The sequence below is a fragment of the Plantactinospora sp. B5E13 genome, from assembly GCF_039871775.1.
In the GTDB taxonomy this organism is placed as follows: domain Bacteria; phylum Actinomycetota; class Actinomycetes; order Mycobacteriales; family Micromonosporaceae; genus Plantactinospora.
Genome location: NZ_JBDPLT010000037.1, coordinates 59,217 through 75,437, shown reverse-complemented (window position 1 = coordinate 75,437; position 16,221 = coordinate 59,217). Strand labels below are relative to the sequence as shown.

Genomic DNA, 16,221 nt, shown 5'->3' with positions numbered 1-16,221 from the left:
CAAACAACACCGCGCCGTGGCCACCCGCTACGACAAACTCGCCGTGCGCTACGAAGCCACCGCCACCATCAGCATGATCGACACCTGGCTTCGGAGACTCGAACGGCACTTATGACACACGGCCTAGCCCATGCCGGGAACAAGCCATCCCGGCTGCTGCCGACCCGCACTCCTGTGGAGCGGAACTCCGCCCGGCCCGCCGCGTCAAGACAGCCTTGACGGCTCGTACGGACGCTGGCGGGTCGGCGGTGATCTGCTCGGCTTACCCCGGGTCGATGGCGGGCAAAATGCCTTCCCTCCCGGCCACGACGGACCGCCACCCGCCGACAGTCTTTCCTATCCCGGAGCTTGGCGCCCCCGCCGGAGGCGCAGTAACCGCAACCCGCTGCGGTGCCGGCGCCCCGCCGACGAGCGCGGCGTGCGCTCCACGACGCCGCGCGCCCGTGCCCGACCCAGTCCCGGCCGGCTGCTGGCGCACAACCCCGAATTCCGCTCCCACCTCGGCCCCACCGTCGACGGCGGCCCGTTGGGCATCCCGCTTTCCGCCCCAGCCGCCGCGTGTTGCGCGTGCCGTAGTGAAGCGCCAGCGAAACGGAGGCCGCGCGCCCTGGCGGCGGCGCGTGCAGCCCGTCACGGGCCGCCTGGAACCTTGTAGGGAAAGTACGCCCTGCTTGGGCGAGGCTAGGACGGCCGGGGGCGCTTAGCTCGGATCTTGTCTAGGCTGTGGGCGTGAGACAGGCAGACCCGGAGCGGGAGTACGTGGACGGCACGGCGGTGGAGCTGGTGCTTGCTGAGTTCATCGGTGCGGTGCAGGCTGGGCAGAGTGTGCCGTTGTCGAAGGACGGCGAGGTGGTCGCGGTGATCGTGTCGCCGGAGGTGGCGGAGGCTGGCCGGCAGGCGCTCGGCCGGTAACCCCTGCCGTTGGGCTACTACACCAGTCTGCTGGTGTAGCCGGCGTTGACCAGGCGGTCGTAGGCGCGTCGGACTTCGGTGGGTACGTCCTGGGGGATGGCGAAGCCGAGTTCGGCGTACTTGTCGATGCGTTGGGTGTCGCCGACGAGCATGTTGATGACCTTGTCGACGTCGCCGATGCTGGTCACGTAGTCGTCCAGTGCGAGCGGGTGGGACGCGCAGATCACCTCGACCTCGGGCCACAGCTTCTTGCAGGTGGCGTACGCGCGTCGTTGCTGGTAGGGCCGTGACATCAGGATGACCGACCGCGGTTCGATCTGGTGCTCGGCGAGCAGTCGTCGGGTGAACTCGATGTTCTGGCCGGTGTTGCGGGCCTGGGTCTCGATGAGAATCGCCTCGGCCGGGACGCCGTGGTCGATGGCGTACTCGCGGTAGTGGACTGCCTCGCCTCGGGGGAACCGTTCGATGGTGGTGGGTGCGTTCGCGCCGGTGAAGACGAGGTGCGGGTACATCTTCCGGTGGAAGAGATCCGTGGCGATCTTCGCGACGCCCAGGTCGTGACTTCCGAGACCGATGCCCACGTCGCATGGCCGAATTTCGTGGTTCATGTGTTGGTACGTCCACAGGCACTCGACGTCGGCCCGGTGGGCTGTGGGGATGGTGGGCGGGGTCGTGGTCACGTGCTCGTCTTTCAGTCGGGGATCTGGAAGGTGTAGGTCCAGGCGAAGCGGGATGCGGCGTGGATGCCTCGGGCGAACTCGACGGGTCGGCCGTCGCGGGTGACGGTGCTGCGGTGCAGGACCATCACGGGTTCGCCGGCAGGCAGTTGCAAGAGGGCGGCCTCGTCCGGGGTCGGCATCCGGGAGCGGATCGTCTCCGTGATTCTGTCCGGTTCCAACCCGCGCTCGGTGAGGATGGCGAAGCCACCGCCCCGTCCGGCGGGTCCTGGCGTCGGGTCGACCAGCGATGTTCCCTCAACGTCTTCCGGCCGGTAGTAGCTGGTCAGCGTGTGGGTGGGAACGTCGGCTTCCTTGACGAGTCGGGTCCGTTCGTAGACCGGCGCTCCGGCTGGTAGGGCGAGCGCCTCGGCGACCTCGGGGTCCGCCTCGGTCTTGGTGACGGTGTTGGTCTGGTCGCCGGGTGTCCAGGCCCGGCCGGTGGCTTCGCGATCGGCGGCGAAGGCGACGAGGCCGGACTTCCATTTGCTCTTGGCGTACCGCTCGGTGCCGAGTCGCTTCATCTGGGCCTGTGGTCTGACAACAGTGCCGCGTCGGCGGACCGGTGTCACCAAGCCTTCGGCCTCCAGGACGCGGACGGCCTGTCGGACGGTGTTGATGTTGACGCTGTGGGCGGCTGCGATCTCGCCCTGTTTGGGCAGCGTGCCGCCCTCGGGATAGTCGCCGCGCTGGATGCCTTGGCGCAGGAGGGCAGCCAACTCCCGGTATCCGATGCTCACTCGTCCTCCTACGTCGTGTGCGGCATGAAGCTATCAGCGGCCACCTGGGCACCTCACCCGGTGGACATTAGAGCTAGTTCTATTGACAGCCCGCGCGGCATCCTGTCCTATAGAGCTAGTTCTAATGCTATCGACTTGGGGAGAGTTCAATGCCCTACCCGGCAGAAGTTCCAAGCCTCACCCAAACCTCCCCAACCGGGACACCGGTATCGGAACGGGGGTCCGCGTCCTCCGTGGCACCGGTCGCGACTGCTCCGGTTGCGAACTGTTCTCACTGCTCCGGCAAGGGCTGGAAGTACGTCACCCGCCGCGCAACGCTGCGCTCCGTGGCGCAGCTGTGCGGGTCGTCGCGAACCTTGGCGCGGCGGTCGTGCCTGGACTGCGCGGGCAAGGGTCAGCTGTCGGCTTCGTGAGCTGGGCGTCGGGGCGGGTGCCGGCGCCTGGCCGCGCGGTCGACGTGCGGCCGTCTGAATGCCCGCCCGTCTCGACGCCCGTCCAACCTCGGGGCAGGGCCGGCGGGTTGGTGCCGAAGCCGGGTGACGTGTTGTTGCTGGATCGGCGGGCGTCGGTGCAGTTCGCCGGGGACCGCGCGTTGGTGCTGCGGGTGATCGGGGTGTCGGACAAGCCGACGTACCACGGCTGGTGCTGGCTGACCGGCTACGCCATCGACCGGGCCGGGAACGCGGTCGGCCGGCGTGAGGTCTTCGTCCAGGTCGCCGGGCTGCGTCCGGTTCCGCTCAGCCCGCGGCAGCCGCGCCGCCCGGCGTTGTCGTCGAGGAGGCGTGGTGTTTGACGTACGGGTACAGCTCGGTGAGGTGATCCGGATCGGCGCCGATGACCGGCTCCGGCCGACGGACGGGCCGATCACGTTGTGGGTGACCGGGGTACGGCTGGTGACAAGCCGCCCGGAGCAGCATGAATGGGTCTGGCTGGAAGGCGTGAAGATCGCCCATGACGGCCGGTCCGGTGATCGGGCACGGATCCTGGTCCGGGCGTCCCTGCTGGCCGCTCACCGGCCGCCCCGGTCCCGGGCCACGTCGTGAGTGTCTACCTGTCCGCCGTAGCGCGGGAGGAGTTGCGGGCGGCGCAGGCCCGGCTCGACGAGCACACGCCGTCGAGCGGGGACGGGAACTGTTCCGGCTGCGGCGAGGCGGGGCCGTGCGCGGTGCGGCGGGCGGCGTTGCGGGTCTTCGGCCGGTACGGCTGCCTGCCCCGTCGGTGGCCGGGCGCGTCCCGCCCGGATTTGATCAACTCTGCGTCGTCGTGGTCGGGTTGGTTGCCTTCCGCGTGATCGATCAGTGCTTGTCGACCTAGACTTGTGTCGTCATGCTGCCAGGCTCTACGCTCCTGTCTTGACATGACGTGATCACAGATGGTGGGGGTGCCCACGATGGCGTACGAGATTCCGACGCCGAAGTACCTGCGGGTGTTGAACACGCTGCGGGAGCGGATCGAGAACGGCACGTACGCGCCGGGGGCGGCGCTGCCGTCGGAAAGCCAACTCTGCACCGAGTTCGACGTGTCCCGGCCGACCGTGCTCAAGGCGCTCGGGATCCTGAAGCAGGACGGCTGGATCGAGTCCCAGCAGGGCAAGGGCAGCTTCGTACGAGGCCGGCCGCCATCGGGGCGCACGTCGCCGGAGTACGCGCGGGATGCCGTCGAGTTGGACGAAACCGGCGAGGTGGAGATCCTGCACGTCGGGCCGGTGCTCGCCTCGGCCCGCATCGCCGCCGAACTCGGGATCCCGGACGGGACCCCGGTCTACGAGCGGCGGCGGCGGACGGTGTCGGCGTCCGGGCCGGTGGACCTGGTCGCCACGTTCGTTCCCGTCGACATCGCCGTCGGTAGCGGCGTCATCAAACCGGACCCGATCCCCGGCGGCCTGCTGGAACACATCACCCGGGCCAAGGGGCTGCGGGCGGACTACGCCACGGAACGGATGACTGCCCGCCGGGTCAGCCCGGACGAGGCAAAGGCCCTGGATGTACCCGAGGACGAACCGGTCCTGAGCATCGTCCTGACCGTCCACCAGGCGTCCGGGGATCCGATCATGACGTCTGTGCTCGTGATGCCGGGTAGCCGGCACGAGATCGAGGACACGTACCCGCTGTCGTAGCAGGGGTGTTGGCCTGTCAGGACAGGTTGTCCCAGGCCCAGTGAGCTACCCCGGCCAGTCTGGCTGCCGCGACCTTGACGTTCCCGGTTCGCACGTCCTGGTCGACCTCGAAGTCGTACCCCTCAAGTCCGGTCTCGTCTTCGACGATTCGCGCGACCTGGTACGCCTCGGTCATGACGGTGAGCGCGGACTCGTCCGGGTACCGGTAGGGGATCTCGATGGAGGCTTTCTCGCCGGAGTAGTGCAACCCGAAGAAGCTGGCGGGCCCCTCGCGCCAGGCATCCAGGGTTTCGGGGTACGCGGTCACGGCCACCGCGCCGACCTCATCGGAAATCCTGCCGATAACCCGTTCCCACGCGGCTCGCTGCTCTGGATCGAGGCGCAAGGGGCGGACCTTGCGCCCGGCCTTGGGGTCGTACGTGGCGAAAAACTCCGCGCTCTGCTCGTCCAGGGTCTCGGGCACCGTCCGGCCCGGTCGGCGGCGGACGAGCAGGATGTCGTACGGCACCGCGAAAGCCTAGGTCGCGCCTGAAGCCCTGTGGCCGTTCGTCCTCTTGCGACATCCCGCAGCCGAACGAGTTTCGTCATTCCCTTGCTTGTGCTTACATGCTGACGTAACTTGGTAGACCAACCGGATGTCAGAAGGACGTCCGGTGAAGCTAGGAGGCTCCACAGTGGTTCCGCTGACGTTGAAGGTCCCGGTCCCGTTCGACTACGTCTTCCCGGCCGGAGCGCTGTGCCTCGGCGTCGCTCCGCAGGTCGACTTCGACCGGCGTGGCCAGGGTGATGACCAGGCGCGGGACAAGGAGACTGGGGAACGGGTCTGGGTTGTCCGGGTCCTGGACTTGGACCCGGAGGCCGGCAAGTTCGGCCGGTCCACCGAGGTCAAGGTGAAGGTCGTCGCGGCTCAGCAGCCGGTCCCGCCGGCGTCGACGGTGCCGGGCTACCCGCCGGCGATCCAGTTCGAGGGCCTGACCCTGACGCCGTACGTCGACTCGCAGCGGTGCAAGGGGTCCGGGCAGTGCAAGGCCCGGATGGCGTACTCGTTGCGCGCTACCGCGATGGTCCCGGCCGCCGACCTCGCCGCCGCCGTCTGACCCCCTGGCCTGGAAGGCATTGCACGCGGGGCGGGCCGTTCGTCCGCCAAGATTCCCGGCCCGCCCCGCCCCTCAACCCACCCCTCAGCGTGAAGGAGGGCCTTGTGCCCACCGTAGTTCCCCCTGCCCTGAACCCGCCCACTCCCACCAACGCCGGGCCGGCGGACAAGCCGCTGACCTCGTTCGCCGTCGACCTGTCGGCGCTGCTGCGGACCATGCCGAACCTGTCCACCACCGACCGGGAGCGGGCGGAGTGGTTCGACCGTAAGGCGGACCTGCTGGAACGGGTCGCCGCCGACGGCCGGGGCTGTGACCCGGTCGAGGTGCGTGAGCTGGCTCGGGCTGCCCGGGTGAAGGCTGACGAGCTGCGACAGGAGGCCAACTGATGGCCCGTTCCCGTCGTCTCAGCTTCCGCTATCTGGCCTGGGATGTGCGTGCGGCGGTGCGACGGGCGTTCGGCATGCGTCCGGCTCTGCTGCTGGTGGATGAGATCCGCTGTCCACGGTGCGGCCGGTGGGTTAAGCCGCGCCGGTTCGACCTGCTGCGGATGGCCTGCCGTAGCTGTCGGGCAACGCTGGCCCGGCCCCGACGACTCCGGGGCGGTGACTGGCCGTGCCGCTGATCAACGTCATCCCGGGGGAGAAGATCCCGGTAGCGCCGATGAACGTACGCCTTCCGGCGTGGCGGGTCCCGGTGTGGCTGCTGGTCTTCTGGTGGCTGGCCCGGGGCCTGCTCCGCCTGACCGTCTGGTCGGTGCGGTACTGGTGGCTGACCGGCCCAGCCGCTGTCGGGGCGTGGATCTATGCCCGGTACGGGCGGCTGGTCCTCGCCGCCGCTGTCCTCACCCTCGTCGGCATCTGCGTGGGCTGGTGGCGGTGGCATCCGAGGTCGTGGCTGCGGTTCGGCTGGTACCCGATGGTGGCCCGCTGGCGCCGGGCGTGGGTGTACCGGCGGGGGTGGGCGTCGAAGATGGCCACCTGCGGACTGGCTACCGCGTTCGCCGGTGACCGGTACGTCCCGCACCTGCTGCGGGTGCGGTGTGACCGGTTCGTGGACGAGGTCACAGTTCGGATGCTGCCCGGCCAACTCCCCGACGACTGGGCACACGCCGCACAGCGCCTCGCCTACGCGTTTCGGCTCCGCGACGGCCAGGCCCGCACCGGCACCAAGCCGGATCGGGTGGTGTTGCGGTTCCTGCGCCGTGACCCGCTCGCCGGCACGGTGGGGCCGTTGCCGGTGCCGCCGGTTCCGGACTTCACCGCCCTGCCACTCGGTGTGCGGGAGGACGGAACCCTGTATCGGCTGCGGCTGGCCGGGTCGCACGTCCTGGTCGCGGGGGCGACGAACTCCGGCAAGGGCTCCGTTCTCTGGTCTCTCATCGCGAGCCTGGCGGGTGGGGTGCGGTCGGGGTTGGTGGAGCTGTGGGCGTTCGATCCCAAGGGCGGGATGGAGTTGGCCGCCGGGCTGCCGCTGTTCGCCCGGTTCGCCTACGACGACCCGGACAGCATGGCCGGCGTCCTCGAAGAAGCCGTCAAACGCATGCGCCTGCGGGCCGCGCGGCTGCGCGGCGTTGCCCGGCAGCACACTCCCACGGTCGATGACCCGCTGATCGTCCTGCTCGTTGACGAGCTGGCGTCGCTGACCGCGTACATCTCCGACCGGAAAGTGAAGGAACGGATCAAGGATGCCCTGTCGCTGCTGCTGTCCCAGGGCAGGGCGGTCGGGGTGCATGTGGTGGCGGCGTTGCAGGACCCGCGCAAGGAAGTCCTGCCGTTCCGGGACCTGTTCCCGACCCGGATCGGGCTGCGGCTGACCGAACCCGAACAGTGTGACCTCGTCCTCGGCGACGGTGCCCGCGACCGGGGCGCGGCCTGCGATCGCATCCCCGAGACATCCGCCGGGGTCGGCTTCGTCGCCCTGGACGGCGTTCGTGAACCGGTCCGGGTCCGCTTCTCCTACCTCACCGACACCGACATCCGCGACCTCGGCCGCGCCTTCCGGCGCCTCGACGCCACCGACCCCAGCGACCCCAGCGACCCCAGCGACCCCAGCGACGAGCAGGAGGGAACCCGATGACCGCCGGTAGGAAGACTCGTAGTGAGCGGGTTGAGGGCGTGGTCCTGGTCGCCATCCTGCTCGTGGTCGGCGGGCTGGCCGGCGCGGCGTCGTTCACCCACGTCCACGACTGGACCATGACCAACTCACCGACCGGTACCGGGGACTGGTTCGGCTGGGCCAACGCCGCCATCTCCGAACTCATCCCCCTCGCCGCCCTCCTCACCATCCGCCGACGCCGCCGGGCCGGCGGGCCGATCGGCTACCCGATGTTCCTCCTCGTCGCCGCCGTCGCCCTCTCCCTGTCGGCACAACTCGCGGTCGCCAAACCCGGCATCTCCGGCTGGCTCCTGTCCGCCGTCCCCGCCCTGGCGTTCCTCGGCCTGTCGAAACTCGTCCTCACCACCAAACCCGCCCCGTCCCCATCCGCGCAGCGGTCCTCGGCTCCGTCCCCGGACGTCGTACCGCACTCGCCGCCGTCCCTGACCGTCCCACACTTTCCGGCCACAACGCCGATCGAGGACGAAGATCGTCCTCGGCCCGTACTCGGCCAGGTCAACGCACCAGCCGATCGGGACGAGGTCGAGGACGGCCAGGACGGGCAGAACGAGCCGGAGGACGAGGACCAGGCGCCGGGCATCGACCTGGTCGAGCTGGCCCGGCAGGCTGCCGCACAGCACCGGGCCACCACCGGACGGCCGATCACCCGCGACGAACTCCGGACCGCGCTCCGCGTCGCCAACGGGACCGCATCCGACCTGCTGCGGCTGATCCGCGACCCCGACCGGCCCGCACTCGTCCCCGTCCCGGCGGCGGCGTTCGCCCCCCGCAACGGCACTCGCCCACAGAACCCGATCGAGGTGAGCCGGTGACCATCACCCCACTCCAACCCACCACCACGCAACCGCGGCCGGGGTCACGTGCCGACCGGATGCGTAAGCCGCTGGCCAAGGACGCGTTGCGGCAGCTCGCCGAACAACACGGCGTCTGCGTCCGACCCCTCGCCCTACGGCGTACCGCCACCGTGACCGGGGTGACCGAAGTCGTCGAGGTCCCCTGCGGCGCCACCCTCGCCGCCAAGTGCAAGCCGTGCGCGGAGCGCGGGCGGCGGCTGCGGATCCAGCAGATCCGGGAAGGCTGGCACCTCGCCGACGAACCCGCCGTGCAACCCGAACGCCCCGGGGAGGACGTTCTCGCCCTCGTCCGGGTGCGGGCACACATGGAGTTCGAACGCGAAGCACTCCACTACCAGCCGATGCACCCGGACGAGCGGGCCGCGCAGATCGCCGACCTCGACGCCGGCATCGCCGAGTTGGACGAAGCGCTCGCCACAACGGACCTGCGGGGGCACCTCACACCCCGGGAACGCACCGACCGGCCCCGGCGGAAGCGGTCCACGAAGCGGCGGCAGGACTCCCCGGACCTTCCCCGGCTGCCCGTCGACACCCGCACCGTCGGCCGGGCCTACGCCGGGAAGGCGGGCAAGACGTACCGGCCGTCGATGCTGCTCACCCTCACCCTCGGCAGTCACGGGCCGGTGCACTCCCACCTGCGGCGGGGCGCCTACATCGCCCCGTGCGAGTGCGGGCAACGCCACGGCCCACACGATGACGTCCTCGGCACCCCCGTCGACCCGGCAAGCTACGACTACCGGCGGGCCGCCCTGGACTCGATCCACTTCGCCCGAGTCCTCGACCGGTGGTGGCAGAACCTCCGCCGTGCCGCCGGCTGGAACGTCCAGTACGCGGGAGCGGTCGAGCTACAACGCCGGTTGGCGCCACACGCGCACTTCGCCATCCGCGGCACCCTGCCCCGGCGCCTGCTCAAGCAGATCGCCGCCGCGACCTACCACCAAGTCTGGTGGCCGACCTTCGACGAACCGCTCTACACCGTCGACAAACCCCCGGTGTGGGACGTCGACCAACAGGCGTACGTCGACCCCAAAACTCGTCAACCGCTGGTCGGCTGGGCGCGAGCGCTCGACGAACTGGAACACCCCGACAGCCGACCCGCCTACGTCGCACGGCTGGGGCGGATCGACGCACGCGGGATCGAGCAGGGCACCAAGGACGCTGAGCGGTCGATCCGATACGTGACCAAGTACGTCACCAAGGACCTGACCGACCAGGCCAAACCCCGCTCCGATGCGCAGAAGGCGCACTTCGACCGGCTCCACGCCGAACTCTCCGTCCTGCCTTGCTCGCCGACCTGCGCCAACTGGCTGCTCTACGGCGTCCAACCCGACAACGCCAAACCCGGCCTCACCCCGGGCCGCTGCACGGGCAAGGTCCACCAGCGGTCAACGCTCGGCTTCACCGGCCGGCGGGTCCTCGTCTCCCGGCAGTGGTCCGGCAAAACGCTGGCCGACCACCGCGCCGACAACCGGGCCTGGATCCGCGCCGTCCTGGCCGGCGGCATGGCCGACACCGACGAGCCAAACGACGGCCAGGCCGACGAGCAGGGACACGGCCAGGACCAGGCGGGCGACGACAACCGGTACCGGTTCGAACTCGCCCGACCAGAAGACCCCGACGTCCTACCCCTCGAACACCGCATCCTGCGCGCCATCTCCGCCCGCATCCGCTGGCGCACCCAACTCGACACCGCCCGACAACGCGCCCCCGGCGCTGTTTCGGCAACTCCTTCCGTCCTCTCCCCCGCAGCATGAGCAGAAGGGAAGTCATGTCCACCGTCGTACCCCTCATCCCCCGGCGGATCCGTCGGGGTACCGAACCTGTCGGCCCGGTCGCGTACCCGGTGTCGGACGGTCGACCGATGCGCGCCGTCTACACGGTGCGGGAGGTGGCCGCACTGCTGTCGCTGTCGACCAGTACGGCGTACGCGCTGGTCCGCTCCGGCGACATCCCCGCCGAGCGGCTCGGCCGGCGTTGGGTGATCCCGCGTAGCCGGTTCCACGCCTGGCTGGACGGCGGGTCGCCCGACTCCTCCGGTGTTTCGGCAACCGGCACCGACTCGACCCCTCGGGGCTGGTGACCGATGGGCTTCGTCAACAAGACACCGGCCGGCACCTACCGGGCCAACTGGCGGGACTCGGCGAACCGGCAGAAGGCGAAGACGTTCCGCACCAAGAAGGAGGCGAAAGCGTTCCTCGCCGAGGTCGAGGGCGCGTTGAACAAGGGGACCTATGTCGACCCGCACGCGGGCAAGGTCCGGTTCGGTGAGTTCGCGACCCGCTGGCTGGCGGGCCGGTCGGTGGAGGCGCGTACGGCCGAACGCACGCTGTCGATGATGCGGACTCACCTTTTGCCAAAATGGACAGATTGGCCGCTGGCTCAGATCGACCACCTGGCGGTGCAAGAGTGGGTCACCGACCTGCGCAGAACTCTCGCCCCGGCGACCGTCGCCAAGTGCTACGGCCTGCTGTCGATGGTCCTGCAGACCGCGATCCGTGCCCGGCTGATCGCGGTCAACCCGACTGAGGGTGTGAAGGTGCCTCGTAACCGGTCGGGTGAGGCGCGGCCGGCGACGGTCAGCCGGGAGGTGTTCTTCGGCAAGCTGCTGCCGGCTGTTCCGGCAGAGCATCGGGCGATCGTCGCGGCTGCCGCCGGGACGGGTCTGCGCTGGGGCGAGTGTGCCGGGCTGGCCTGGGGTTCGGTCGATCTGGACCGGGCGGTGCTGCGGGTCGTCCAGGTGGCGGTGGAGACGCACGGCGGGGTTGTGGTCCGGCCGTACCCGAAGACCCGCGCGGGTGTGCGGACGGTGCCCATGCCGGCGTTCCTGGTCGCCGAGCTGCGCCAGCGACGCGGCGACACGGAGCCGGATCCGCGGGCGCTGGTCTTCGCCGACCGGGACGGCGGCCCGCTGCGGCGGTCGAACTTCCGGCGGCGGGTCTGGTTGCCGTCGCTGGTGCGGGCCGGGCTGCTCGGCCAGGTCGTCGAGGTCGGCCCGGGTCGCTGGCGGGCGGTCTGGCCGGGTCGTGCCGGGGTGGACCTGTCCGCCGAGTTCGGCACCGAGCAGGCTGCGGCAGCGCACGTGGCGACGGAGGCGGTCGGCGGGCTGCGGTTCCACGATCTGCGGCACTCGTACGCGACGTGGCTGGTCACCGACGGCGTGCCAATCAACCTGGTCCAGCGGGTGATGGGCCACGAGCAGGCGTCGACCACGCTCGACCGGTACACCCACACCCCGGACGACTACGCCGACCGGGTCCGCCGTACCTTCGCTGACGATCCGCTGACTTTCGACCCTCCGGAGCGGCCACACGGGCCGGACGAGCCGCCGTCAGACGTGTCGTGACCTGTGTGAATGCGCTTGCGCCGGACAAGCGACGACCCCCGTCGGGGGGAGACGGGGGTCGTCTGGGGTTCGGCTCCGGGGGGGTCGAGCCGAACCCGCTCGGCGGTCGCGGGGGGTGCGACCGTCGAGGGTCTACGAGCACAGAGGATATGAAAGTGTGTCGTAAATACAAGCATGCCTGAGTGGGCTTGTATACGTCGAGTGGCGCCAACTTCCACTCCGCGCGAAAGTCCCCTCTCGCAGTGTGACTGTGATCACCGTCAGCGCTGATCTGCCGATCAGGCGGTAACCGGTCACGACCTGCCAAAGGTGACCCCGCGCACCCGCTGACCATAGACCATCAGACTAGACTCCTGCGCCGTGGGCCGAAGCGCCGCTTTTTTCGATCTGGACAAGACCGTCATCGCCAAGTCGAGTGCCTTGGCGTTCGGTCGACCGTTCTACCGGGACGGGCTGATCAGCCGTCGTGACGTGGTCAAATCCGCGTACGCGCAGCTCATGTTCCGGCTGGGCGGCACCGACGAGCAGACGATGGCACGTACCCGCGACTATCTCGCGGCACTCTGCAAGGGATGGCAGGTCGAGCAGGTCCGGCAGATCGTCGCCGAGACCCTGCACGAACTGATCAACCCCTACGTGTACGCCGAGGCCGCCGCCCTGATCGAGGAACACCAGGCGGCCGGCCGGGACGTCGTACTCGTCTCCGCCTCCGGTGAGGAGATGGTCCGGCCGATCGGCGAACTGCTCGGTGTCCCGGACGTGATCGCCACCCGGATGGCGGTGGTCGACGGGCGGTACAGCGGCGAGGTCGAGTTCTACGCCGCCGGGCCGAGCAAGGTCGAGGCGGTCCGGGAGCTGGCCGCCGAGCGGGGCTACGACCTGACCGAGTCGTACGCCTACTCCGACTCGGTCAGCGACCGGCCCCTGCTGGAGTGTGTCGGCCATCCGAGCGCGGTCAACCCGGACCGGGCGCTGCGCAAGCTGGCCACCGAACACGGCTGGCCGGTGCTGGAGTTCCGGCACCCGATCCCGCTCGGCCGTCGGCTGCGGGAGCGTCCCGCCGTGCCGGTCGCGGCCGCCGCGATCGGGGTCGGTGTCGGGGTCGCGATCGGCATCGCCTGGTACGGCCGGCACCGTCGGGCCCGCGCCAGCACCACCTGAGTCTCGCCTTCCTTCACACCGTGTCGGCGATGGCGATCAGGTGTTCGGCGCCGACCTCGACCGCCGTCGTGTAGTGCCGCAGCCAGGCGCGGACCCCGTCCGGGGTGCCGGTGGCGAAGGCGTTCGAGGCGCCGACGTACTCGGGTTCCCGGTCCTGGTGGCCGAGGTCGACGGCGACCAGTCCGCGCGGGTCGAACCCGGTGGAGAGCAGGGTGAGCCGGGCGGCGGCCCGCGCCACCACCCCGGACGGTCCGGCGAACGGCCGCAGCGCGAGCAGTTCACCGTGCACGACCGCGGCGAGGATGACCGGCGGCACCCGGGTCCCACCGGCGATCAGACCGGCCAGGGCGTCCAGCCGGGCGGCCAGCACCGGTGACGGTCCGGCGACCTCCCCGTCGGCGGATCCGGCGTCGACCGGCCGGCCGAGCGCCTCGTCCGGCACCACGCCGCTGGCCGCCAGCGTGTGCAGCCGGGCGAGCACCTGGCGGGGGGCTCGGGGCCACCGGTCGGTGAGCCCGGGCAGCGCACCGGCGACCCGGAGCGCGCCCTGCAGCACCGGGTCGGTGACGACCCCGGAGCGGACCAGCTCACGCTCGTGGACGTACCCCTCGAGGGCCGCGCTGGCGACCGCGCAGCGGAGGCTGACCTCGGCCGCGACCTGGCCGCCCTGCCGACGCAGCGCGCGGTGCCGCAGCGCCGCGTCGACCCGCTCGCGGGCCCGGTCGACCGCGGGTGCGACGTCGGTCAGGCTGAGCAGCGGTAGCAGCGGATCCGTGGTCACCCTGCCACGGTAGTGCCCGGGCCTGGTCCCGGGACCGACGGGCGCCGCGGACCCGCGAGCGTGGCAGCGACGAGCCCGGGAGCACCGGGCGGGTCCGGTGTGCGGACCGTCGGGACCGACGGGCGCCCGGACGGGGCCGTTCGGCGCGTATCGCCGCCCGCGCCGCCCCGACCCCTCGCACCAGGCAGTACGCCGAGACTAACCTCCTACCGAACGCCCGTTACGTGACGCCTGAGGAGCCACCCACCATGAGCGAGACTCTGGCAAACCTGTTGCAGGAAACCCGGCAGTTCCCGCCGCCGGCCGAGCTTGTCGCCGCCGCGAACGTGACCGCCGACGCGTACGACGAGGCGGCCGAGGACCGGTTGGCGTACTGGGAGCGGCAGGCGCGCCGGCTGCACTGGGCGAAGGAGTGGGACCAGGTTCTCGACTGGTCGAACCCGCCGTTCGCCAAGTGGTTCGTCGGTGGGCGGCTCAACGTCGCCTACAACTGTCTGGACCGGCACGTGGCGGCCGGCAACGGTGACCGGGTGGCGATCCACTGGGAGGGTGAGCCGGGCGACACCCGGACCATCACGTACGCCGATTTGCTGGCCCTGACCAGCCAGGCCGCGAACGCGCTGACCGAGCTGGGGGTGACCGCCGGCGACCGGGTGGCGATCTACCTGCCGATGATCCCGGAGGCGGCGGTCGCGATGCTCGCCTGTGCCCGGATCGGCGCCACGCACAGCGTCGTCTTCGGCGGTTTCTCCGCCGACGCGCTGACCAACCGGATCCAGGACGCCAGCGCCAAGCTGGTGATCACCGCCGACGGCGGCTACCGCCGGGGCAAGCCGTCGCCGCTCAAGGCGACCGTCGACGAGGCCGTGGCCCGCTGCCCGAGCATCGAGCACGTGCTGGTGGTACGTCGTACCGGGCAGGAGGTCGCCTGGTCGGAGAAGGACGTCTGGTGGCACGAGACGGTGGAGACCGCCTCGACCGCGCACACCGCCGAGGCGTTCGACTCCGAGCACCCGCTGTTCATCCTCTACACCAGCGGCACCACGGCGAAGCCGAAGGGGATTCTGCACACCACCGGCGGCTACCTGACCCAGACCGCCTACACCCACCACGCGGTCTTCGACCTGAAGCCGGAGACCGACGTCTACTGGTGCACCGCCGACATCGGCTGGGTCACCGGGCATTCCTACATCGTGTACGGCCCGCTCGCCAACGGCGCCACCCAGCTGATGTACGAGGGCACCCCGGACACCCCGCACCGGGGCCGGTTCTGGGAGCTGGTGCAGAAGCACAAGGTGACGATCCTCTACACCGCGCCGACGCTGATCCGCACCATGATGAAGTGGGGCGACGACATCCCGAAGCAGTACGACCTCTCCTCGCTGCGGCTGCTCGGCAGCGTCGGTGAACCGATCAACCCGGAGGCGTGGATCTGGTATCGGGAGAACATCGGTCGGGGCGAGTGCCCGGTTGTCGACACCTGGTGGCAGACCGAGACCGGGGCGATCATGATCTCCCCGCTGCCCGGGGTGACCGCGGCCAAGCCGGGCAGCGCGATGCGTCCGCTGCCGGGGATCAGCGCGGACGTGGTCGACGACCAGGCGGAGTCGGTGCCGAACGGCGGCGGCGGCTTCCTGGTGCTGCGTGAGCCGTGGCCGTCGATGCTGCGCACCATCTGGGGTGACGACCAGCGGTTCGTCGACACGTACTGGTCCCGGTTCGACGGTCTCTACTTTGCCGGTGACGGGGCCAAGAAGGACGACGACGGTGATCTGTGGCTGCTCGGCCGGGTCGACGACGTGATGTTGGTGTCCGGGCACAACATCTCGACCACCGAGGTCGAGTCGGCGTTGGTCTCGCACCCGTCGGTGGCGGAGGCGGCGGTGGTCGGCGCGACCGACCCGACCACCGGGCAGGGGATCGTCGCCTTCACCATCCCGCGCGGCAACGTCGACACCGACGGCGACGCCGGTCCGGCGCTCATCGCCGAGCTGCGCAACCATGTCGCCAGGACGCTCGGGCCGATCGCCAAGCCTCGGCAGATCATGCTGGTGCCGGAGCTGCCGAAGACCCGGTCCGGCAAGATCATGCGCCGGCTGCTCCGGGACGTGGCGGAGAACCGCTCGCTCGGCGACGTCACGACGCTGCAGGACTCCTCGGTGATGGAGCTGATCTCCTCCGGCATGCAGACCGGCAAGTCCGACGAGGACTGACGCCTGAGCGCCGCGCTACACCCCCCACAACGGGCGGACCCGACCAGCGGGTCCGCCCGTTGTGGGTTTCCCGGCCTGTCGTCACCGTCGGGTGTGGCGGCGTGCCCGTCCCGGTCCGTCGGCCGCTCGGGCCGGCCATCCGTCGTCCACCGCCCGGCTGGCCGACATCCACC

The 16,221-nt window shown here is 70.4% G+C and carries 17 protein-coding genes and 1 pseudogene; 14 read left to right on the top strand and 4 right to left on the bottom strand.

Annotation, left to right across the window (positions count from 1 at the left end; translation table 11 throughout):
- Window positions 1–729: 729 nt before the first annotated feature.
- Window positions 730–912, top strand: a complete 183-nt coding sequence (locus ABGB05_RS26875; RefSeq protein WP_347656580.1) for a hypothetical protein — start codon at window positions 730–732, stop codon at window positions 910–912.
- A gap of 17 nt (window positions 913–929) precedes the next feature.
- Here the strand turns inward: ABGB05_RS26875 and ABGB05_RS26870 are convergent, their stop codons facing one another.
- Window positions 930–1,592, bottom strand: a complete 663-nt coding sequence (locus ABGB05_RS26870) for a YdcF family protein (protein WP_347656578.1) — start codon at window positions 1,590–1,592, stop codon at window positions 930–932.
- A gap of 11 nt (window positions 1,593–1,603) precedes the next feature.
- Entirely contained in the window at window positions 1,604–2,368 is a 765-nt protein-coding gene (locus ABGB05_RS26865) for a GntR family transcriptional regulator (protein ID WP_347656576.1), read from the bottom strand.
- A gap of 541 nt (window positions 2,369–2,909) precedes the next feature.
- Here ABGB05_RS26865 and ABGB05_RS26860 point away from each other — a divergent pair.
- From ABGB05_RS26860 to ABGB05_RS26845, 4 genes are all read left to right on the top strand, one after another.
- A complete protein-coding gene (locus ABGB05_RS26860) occupies window positions 2,910–3,161 on the top strand; it encodes a hypothetical protein (protein WP_347656574.1) in 252 nt (83 codons plus the stop codon).
- On the top strand, window positions 3,154–3,411 hold the full coding sequence (locus tag ABGB05_RS26855) for a hypothetical protein (protein WP_347656572.1): 258 nt from the start codon (window positions 3,154–3,156) through the stop codon (window positions 3,409–3,411). The genes ABGB05_RS26860 and ABGB05_RS26855 overlap by 8 nt, the downstream gene beginning before the upstream one ends.
- Window positions 3,408–3,659: a hypothetical protein gene (locus ABGB05_RS26850; protein ID WP_347656570.1), complete on the top strand. Its 252-nt coding sequence runs from the start codon at window positions 3,408–3,410 to the stop codon at window positions 3,657–3,659. The genes ABGB05_RS26855 and ABGB05_RS26850 overlap by 4 nt, the downstream gene beginning before the upstream one ends.
- Window positions 3,660–3,758: 99 nt before the next feature.
- Complete coding sequence (locus tag ABGB05_RS26845) at window positions 3,759–4,484, top strand: GntR family transcriptional regulator (protein WP_347656568.1); 726 nt, start codon at window positions 3,759–3,761, stop codon at window positions 4,482–4,484.
- 16 nt (window positions 4,485–4,500) lie between these two features.
- On the opposite strand, the gene ABGB05_RS26840 is transcribed toward ABGB05_RS26845, so the two are convergent.
- Window positions 4,501–4,992, bottom strand: coding sequence for a hypothetical protein (locus ABGB05_RS26840; protein ID WP_347656566.1), 492 nt, complete (start codon window positions 4,990–4,992; stop codon window positions 4,501–4,503).
- A 166-nt stretch (window positions 4,993–5,158) separates the two neighbouring features.
- Here ABGB05_RS26840 and ABGB05_RS26835 point away from each other — a divergent pair, with 166 nt between their 5' ends.
- The 8 genes and pseudogenes from ABGB05_RS26835 to ABGB05_RS26800 all read left to right on the top strand — a co-directional run bounded on the left by ABGB05_RS26835 (window position 5,159) and on the right by ABGB05_RS26800 (window position 13,054).
- On the top strand, window positions 5,159–5,581 hold the full coding sequence (locus tag ABGB05_RS26835) for a hypothetical protein (RefSeq protein ID WP_347656588.1): 423 nt from the start codon (window positions 5,159–5,161) through the stop codon (window positions 5,579–5,581).
- Window positions 5,582–5,685: 104 nt separating this feature from the next.
- Window positions 5,686–5,967: a hypothetical protein gene (locus tag ABGB05_RS26830; protein ID WP_347656565.1), complete on the top strand. Its 282-nt coding sequence runs from the start codon at window positions 5,686–5,688 to the stop codon at window positions 5,965–5,967.
- Between the two features lie 226 nt (window positions 5,968–6,193).
- Entirely contained in the window at window positions 6,194–7,657 is a 1,464-nt protein-coding gene (locus ABGB05_RS26825) for an FtsK/SpoIIIE domain-containing protein (protein ID WP_347656563.1), read from the top strand.
- Window positions 7,654–8,043 (top strand): annotated as a pseudogene (locus ABGB05_RS26820) (DUF2637 domain-containing protein); the annotation flags it as partial. The gene ABGB05_RS26825 and the pseudogene ABGB05_RS26820, both read left to right, overlap by 4 nt.
- A gap of 461 nt (window positions 8,044–8,504) precedes the next feature.
- Complete coding sequence (locus tag ABGB05_RS26815) at window positions 8,505–10,304, top strand: replication initiator (RefSeq protein WP_347656561.1); 1,800 nt, start codon at window positions 8,505–8,507, stop codon at window positions 10,302–10,304.
- Window positions 10,301–10,630, top strand: a complete 330-nt coding sequence (locus ABGB05_RS26810) for a helix-turn-helix domain-containing protein (protein WP_347656559.1) — start codon at window positions 10,301–10,303, stop codon at window positions 10,628–10,630. Before ABGB05_RS26815 ends, ABGB05_RS26810 begins: the two co-directional genes overlap by 4 nt.
- Window positions 10,631–10,633: 3 nt before the next feature.
- On the top strand, window positions 10,634–11,893 hold the full coding sequence (locus tag ABGB05_RS26805) for a tyrosine-type recombinase/integrase (RefSeq protein WP_347656557.1): 1,260 nt from the start codon (window positions 10,634–10,636) through the stop codon (window positions 11,891–11,893).
- A gap of 360 nt (window positions 11,894–12,253) precedes the next feature.
- Window positions 12,254–13,054, top strand: a complete 801-nt coding sequence (locus ABGB05_RS26800) for an HAD-IB family hydrolase (protein ID WP_347656555.1) — start codon at window positions 12,254–12,256, stop codon at window positions 13,052–13,054.
- A 13-nt stretch (window positions 13,055–13,067) separates the two neighbouring features.
- On the opposite strand, the gene ABGB05_RS26795 is transcribed toward ABGB05_RS26800, so the two are convergent.
- Window positions 13,068–13,835 carry an oxidoreductase gene (locus ABGB05_RS26795; protein WP_347656553.1) on the bottom strand — a complete coding sequence of 256 codons (768 nt, stop codon included), beginning with the start codon at window positions 13,833–13,835 and terminating at the stop codon, window positions 13,068–13,070.
- Between the two features lie 248 nt (window positions 13,836–14,083).
- Here ABGB05_RS26795 and acs point away from each other — a divergent pair, with 248 nt between their 5' ends.
- Window positions 14,084–16,048, top strand: coding sequence for an acetate--CoA ligase (acs, locus tag ABGB05_RS26790; protein WP_347656551.1), 1,965 nt, complete (start codon window positions 14,084–14,086; stop codon window positions 16,046–16,048).
- Window positions 16,049–16,221 lie beyond the last annotated feature (173 nt).

Bases quoted from the DNA above. Each gene is read 5' to 3' on its own strand.
- ABGB05_RS26805 (WP_347656557.1), top strand. From the start codon at position 10,634: ATGGGCTTCGTCAACAAGACACCGGCCGGCACCTACCGGGCCAACTGG.
- acs (WP_347656551.1), top strand. From the start codon at position 14,084: ATGAGCGAGACTCTGGCAAACCTGTTGCAGGAAACCCGGCAGTTCCCG.
- ABGB05_RS26845 (WP_347656568.1), top strand. From the start codon at position 3,759: ATGGCGTACGAGATTCCGACGCCGAAGTACCTGCGGGTGTTGAACACG.
- ABGB05_RS26810 (WP_347656559.1), top strand. From the start codon at position 10,301: ATGAGCAGAAGGGAAGTCATGTCCACCGTCGTACCCCTCATCCCCCGG.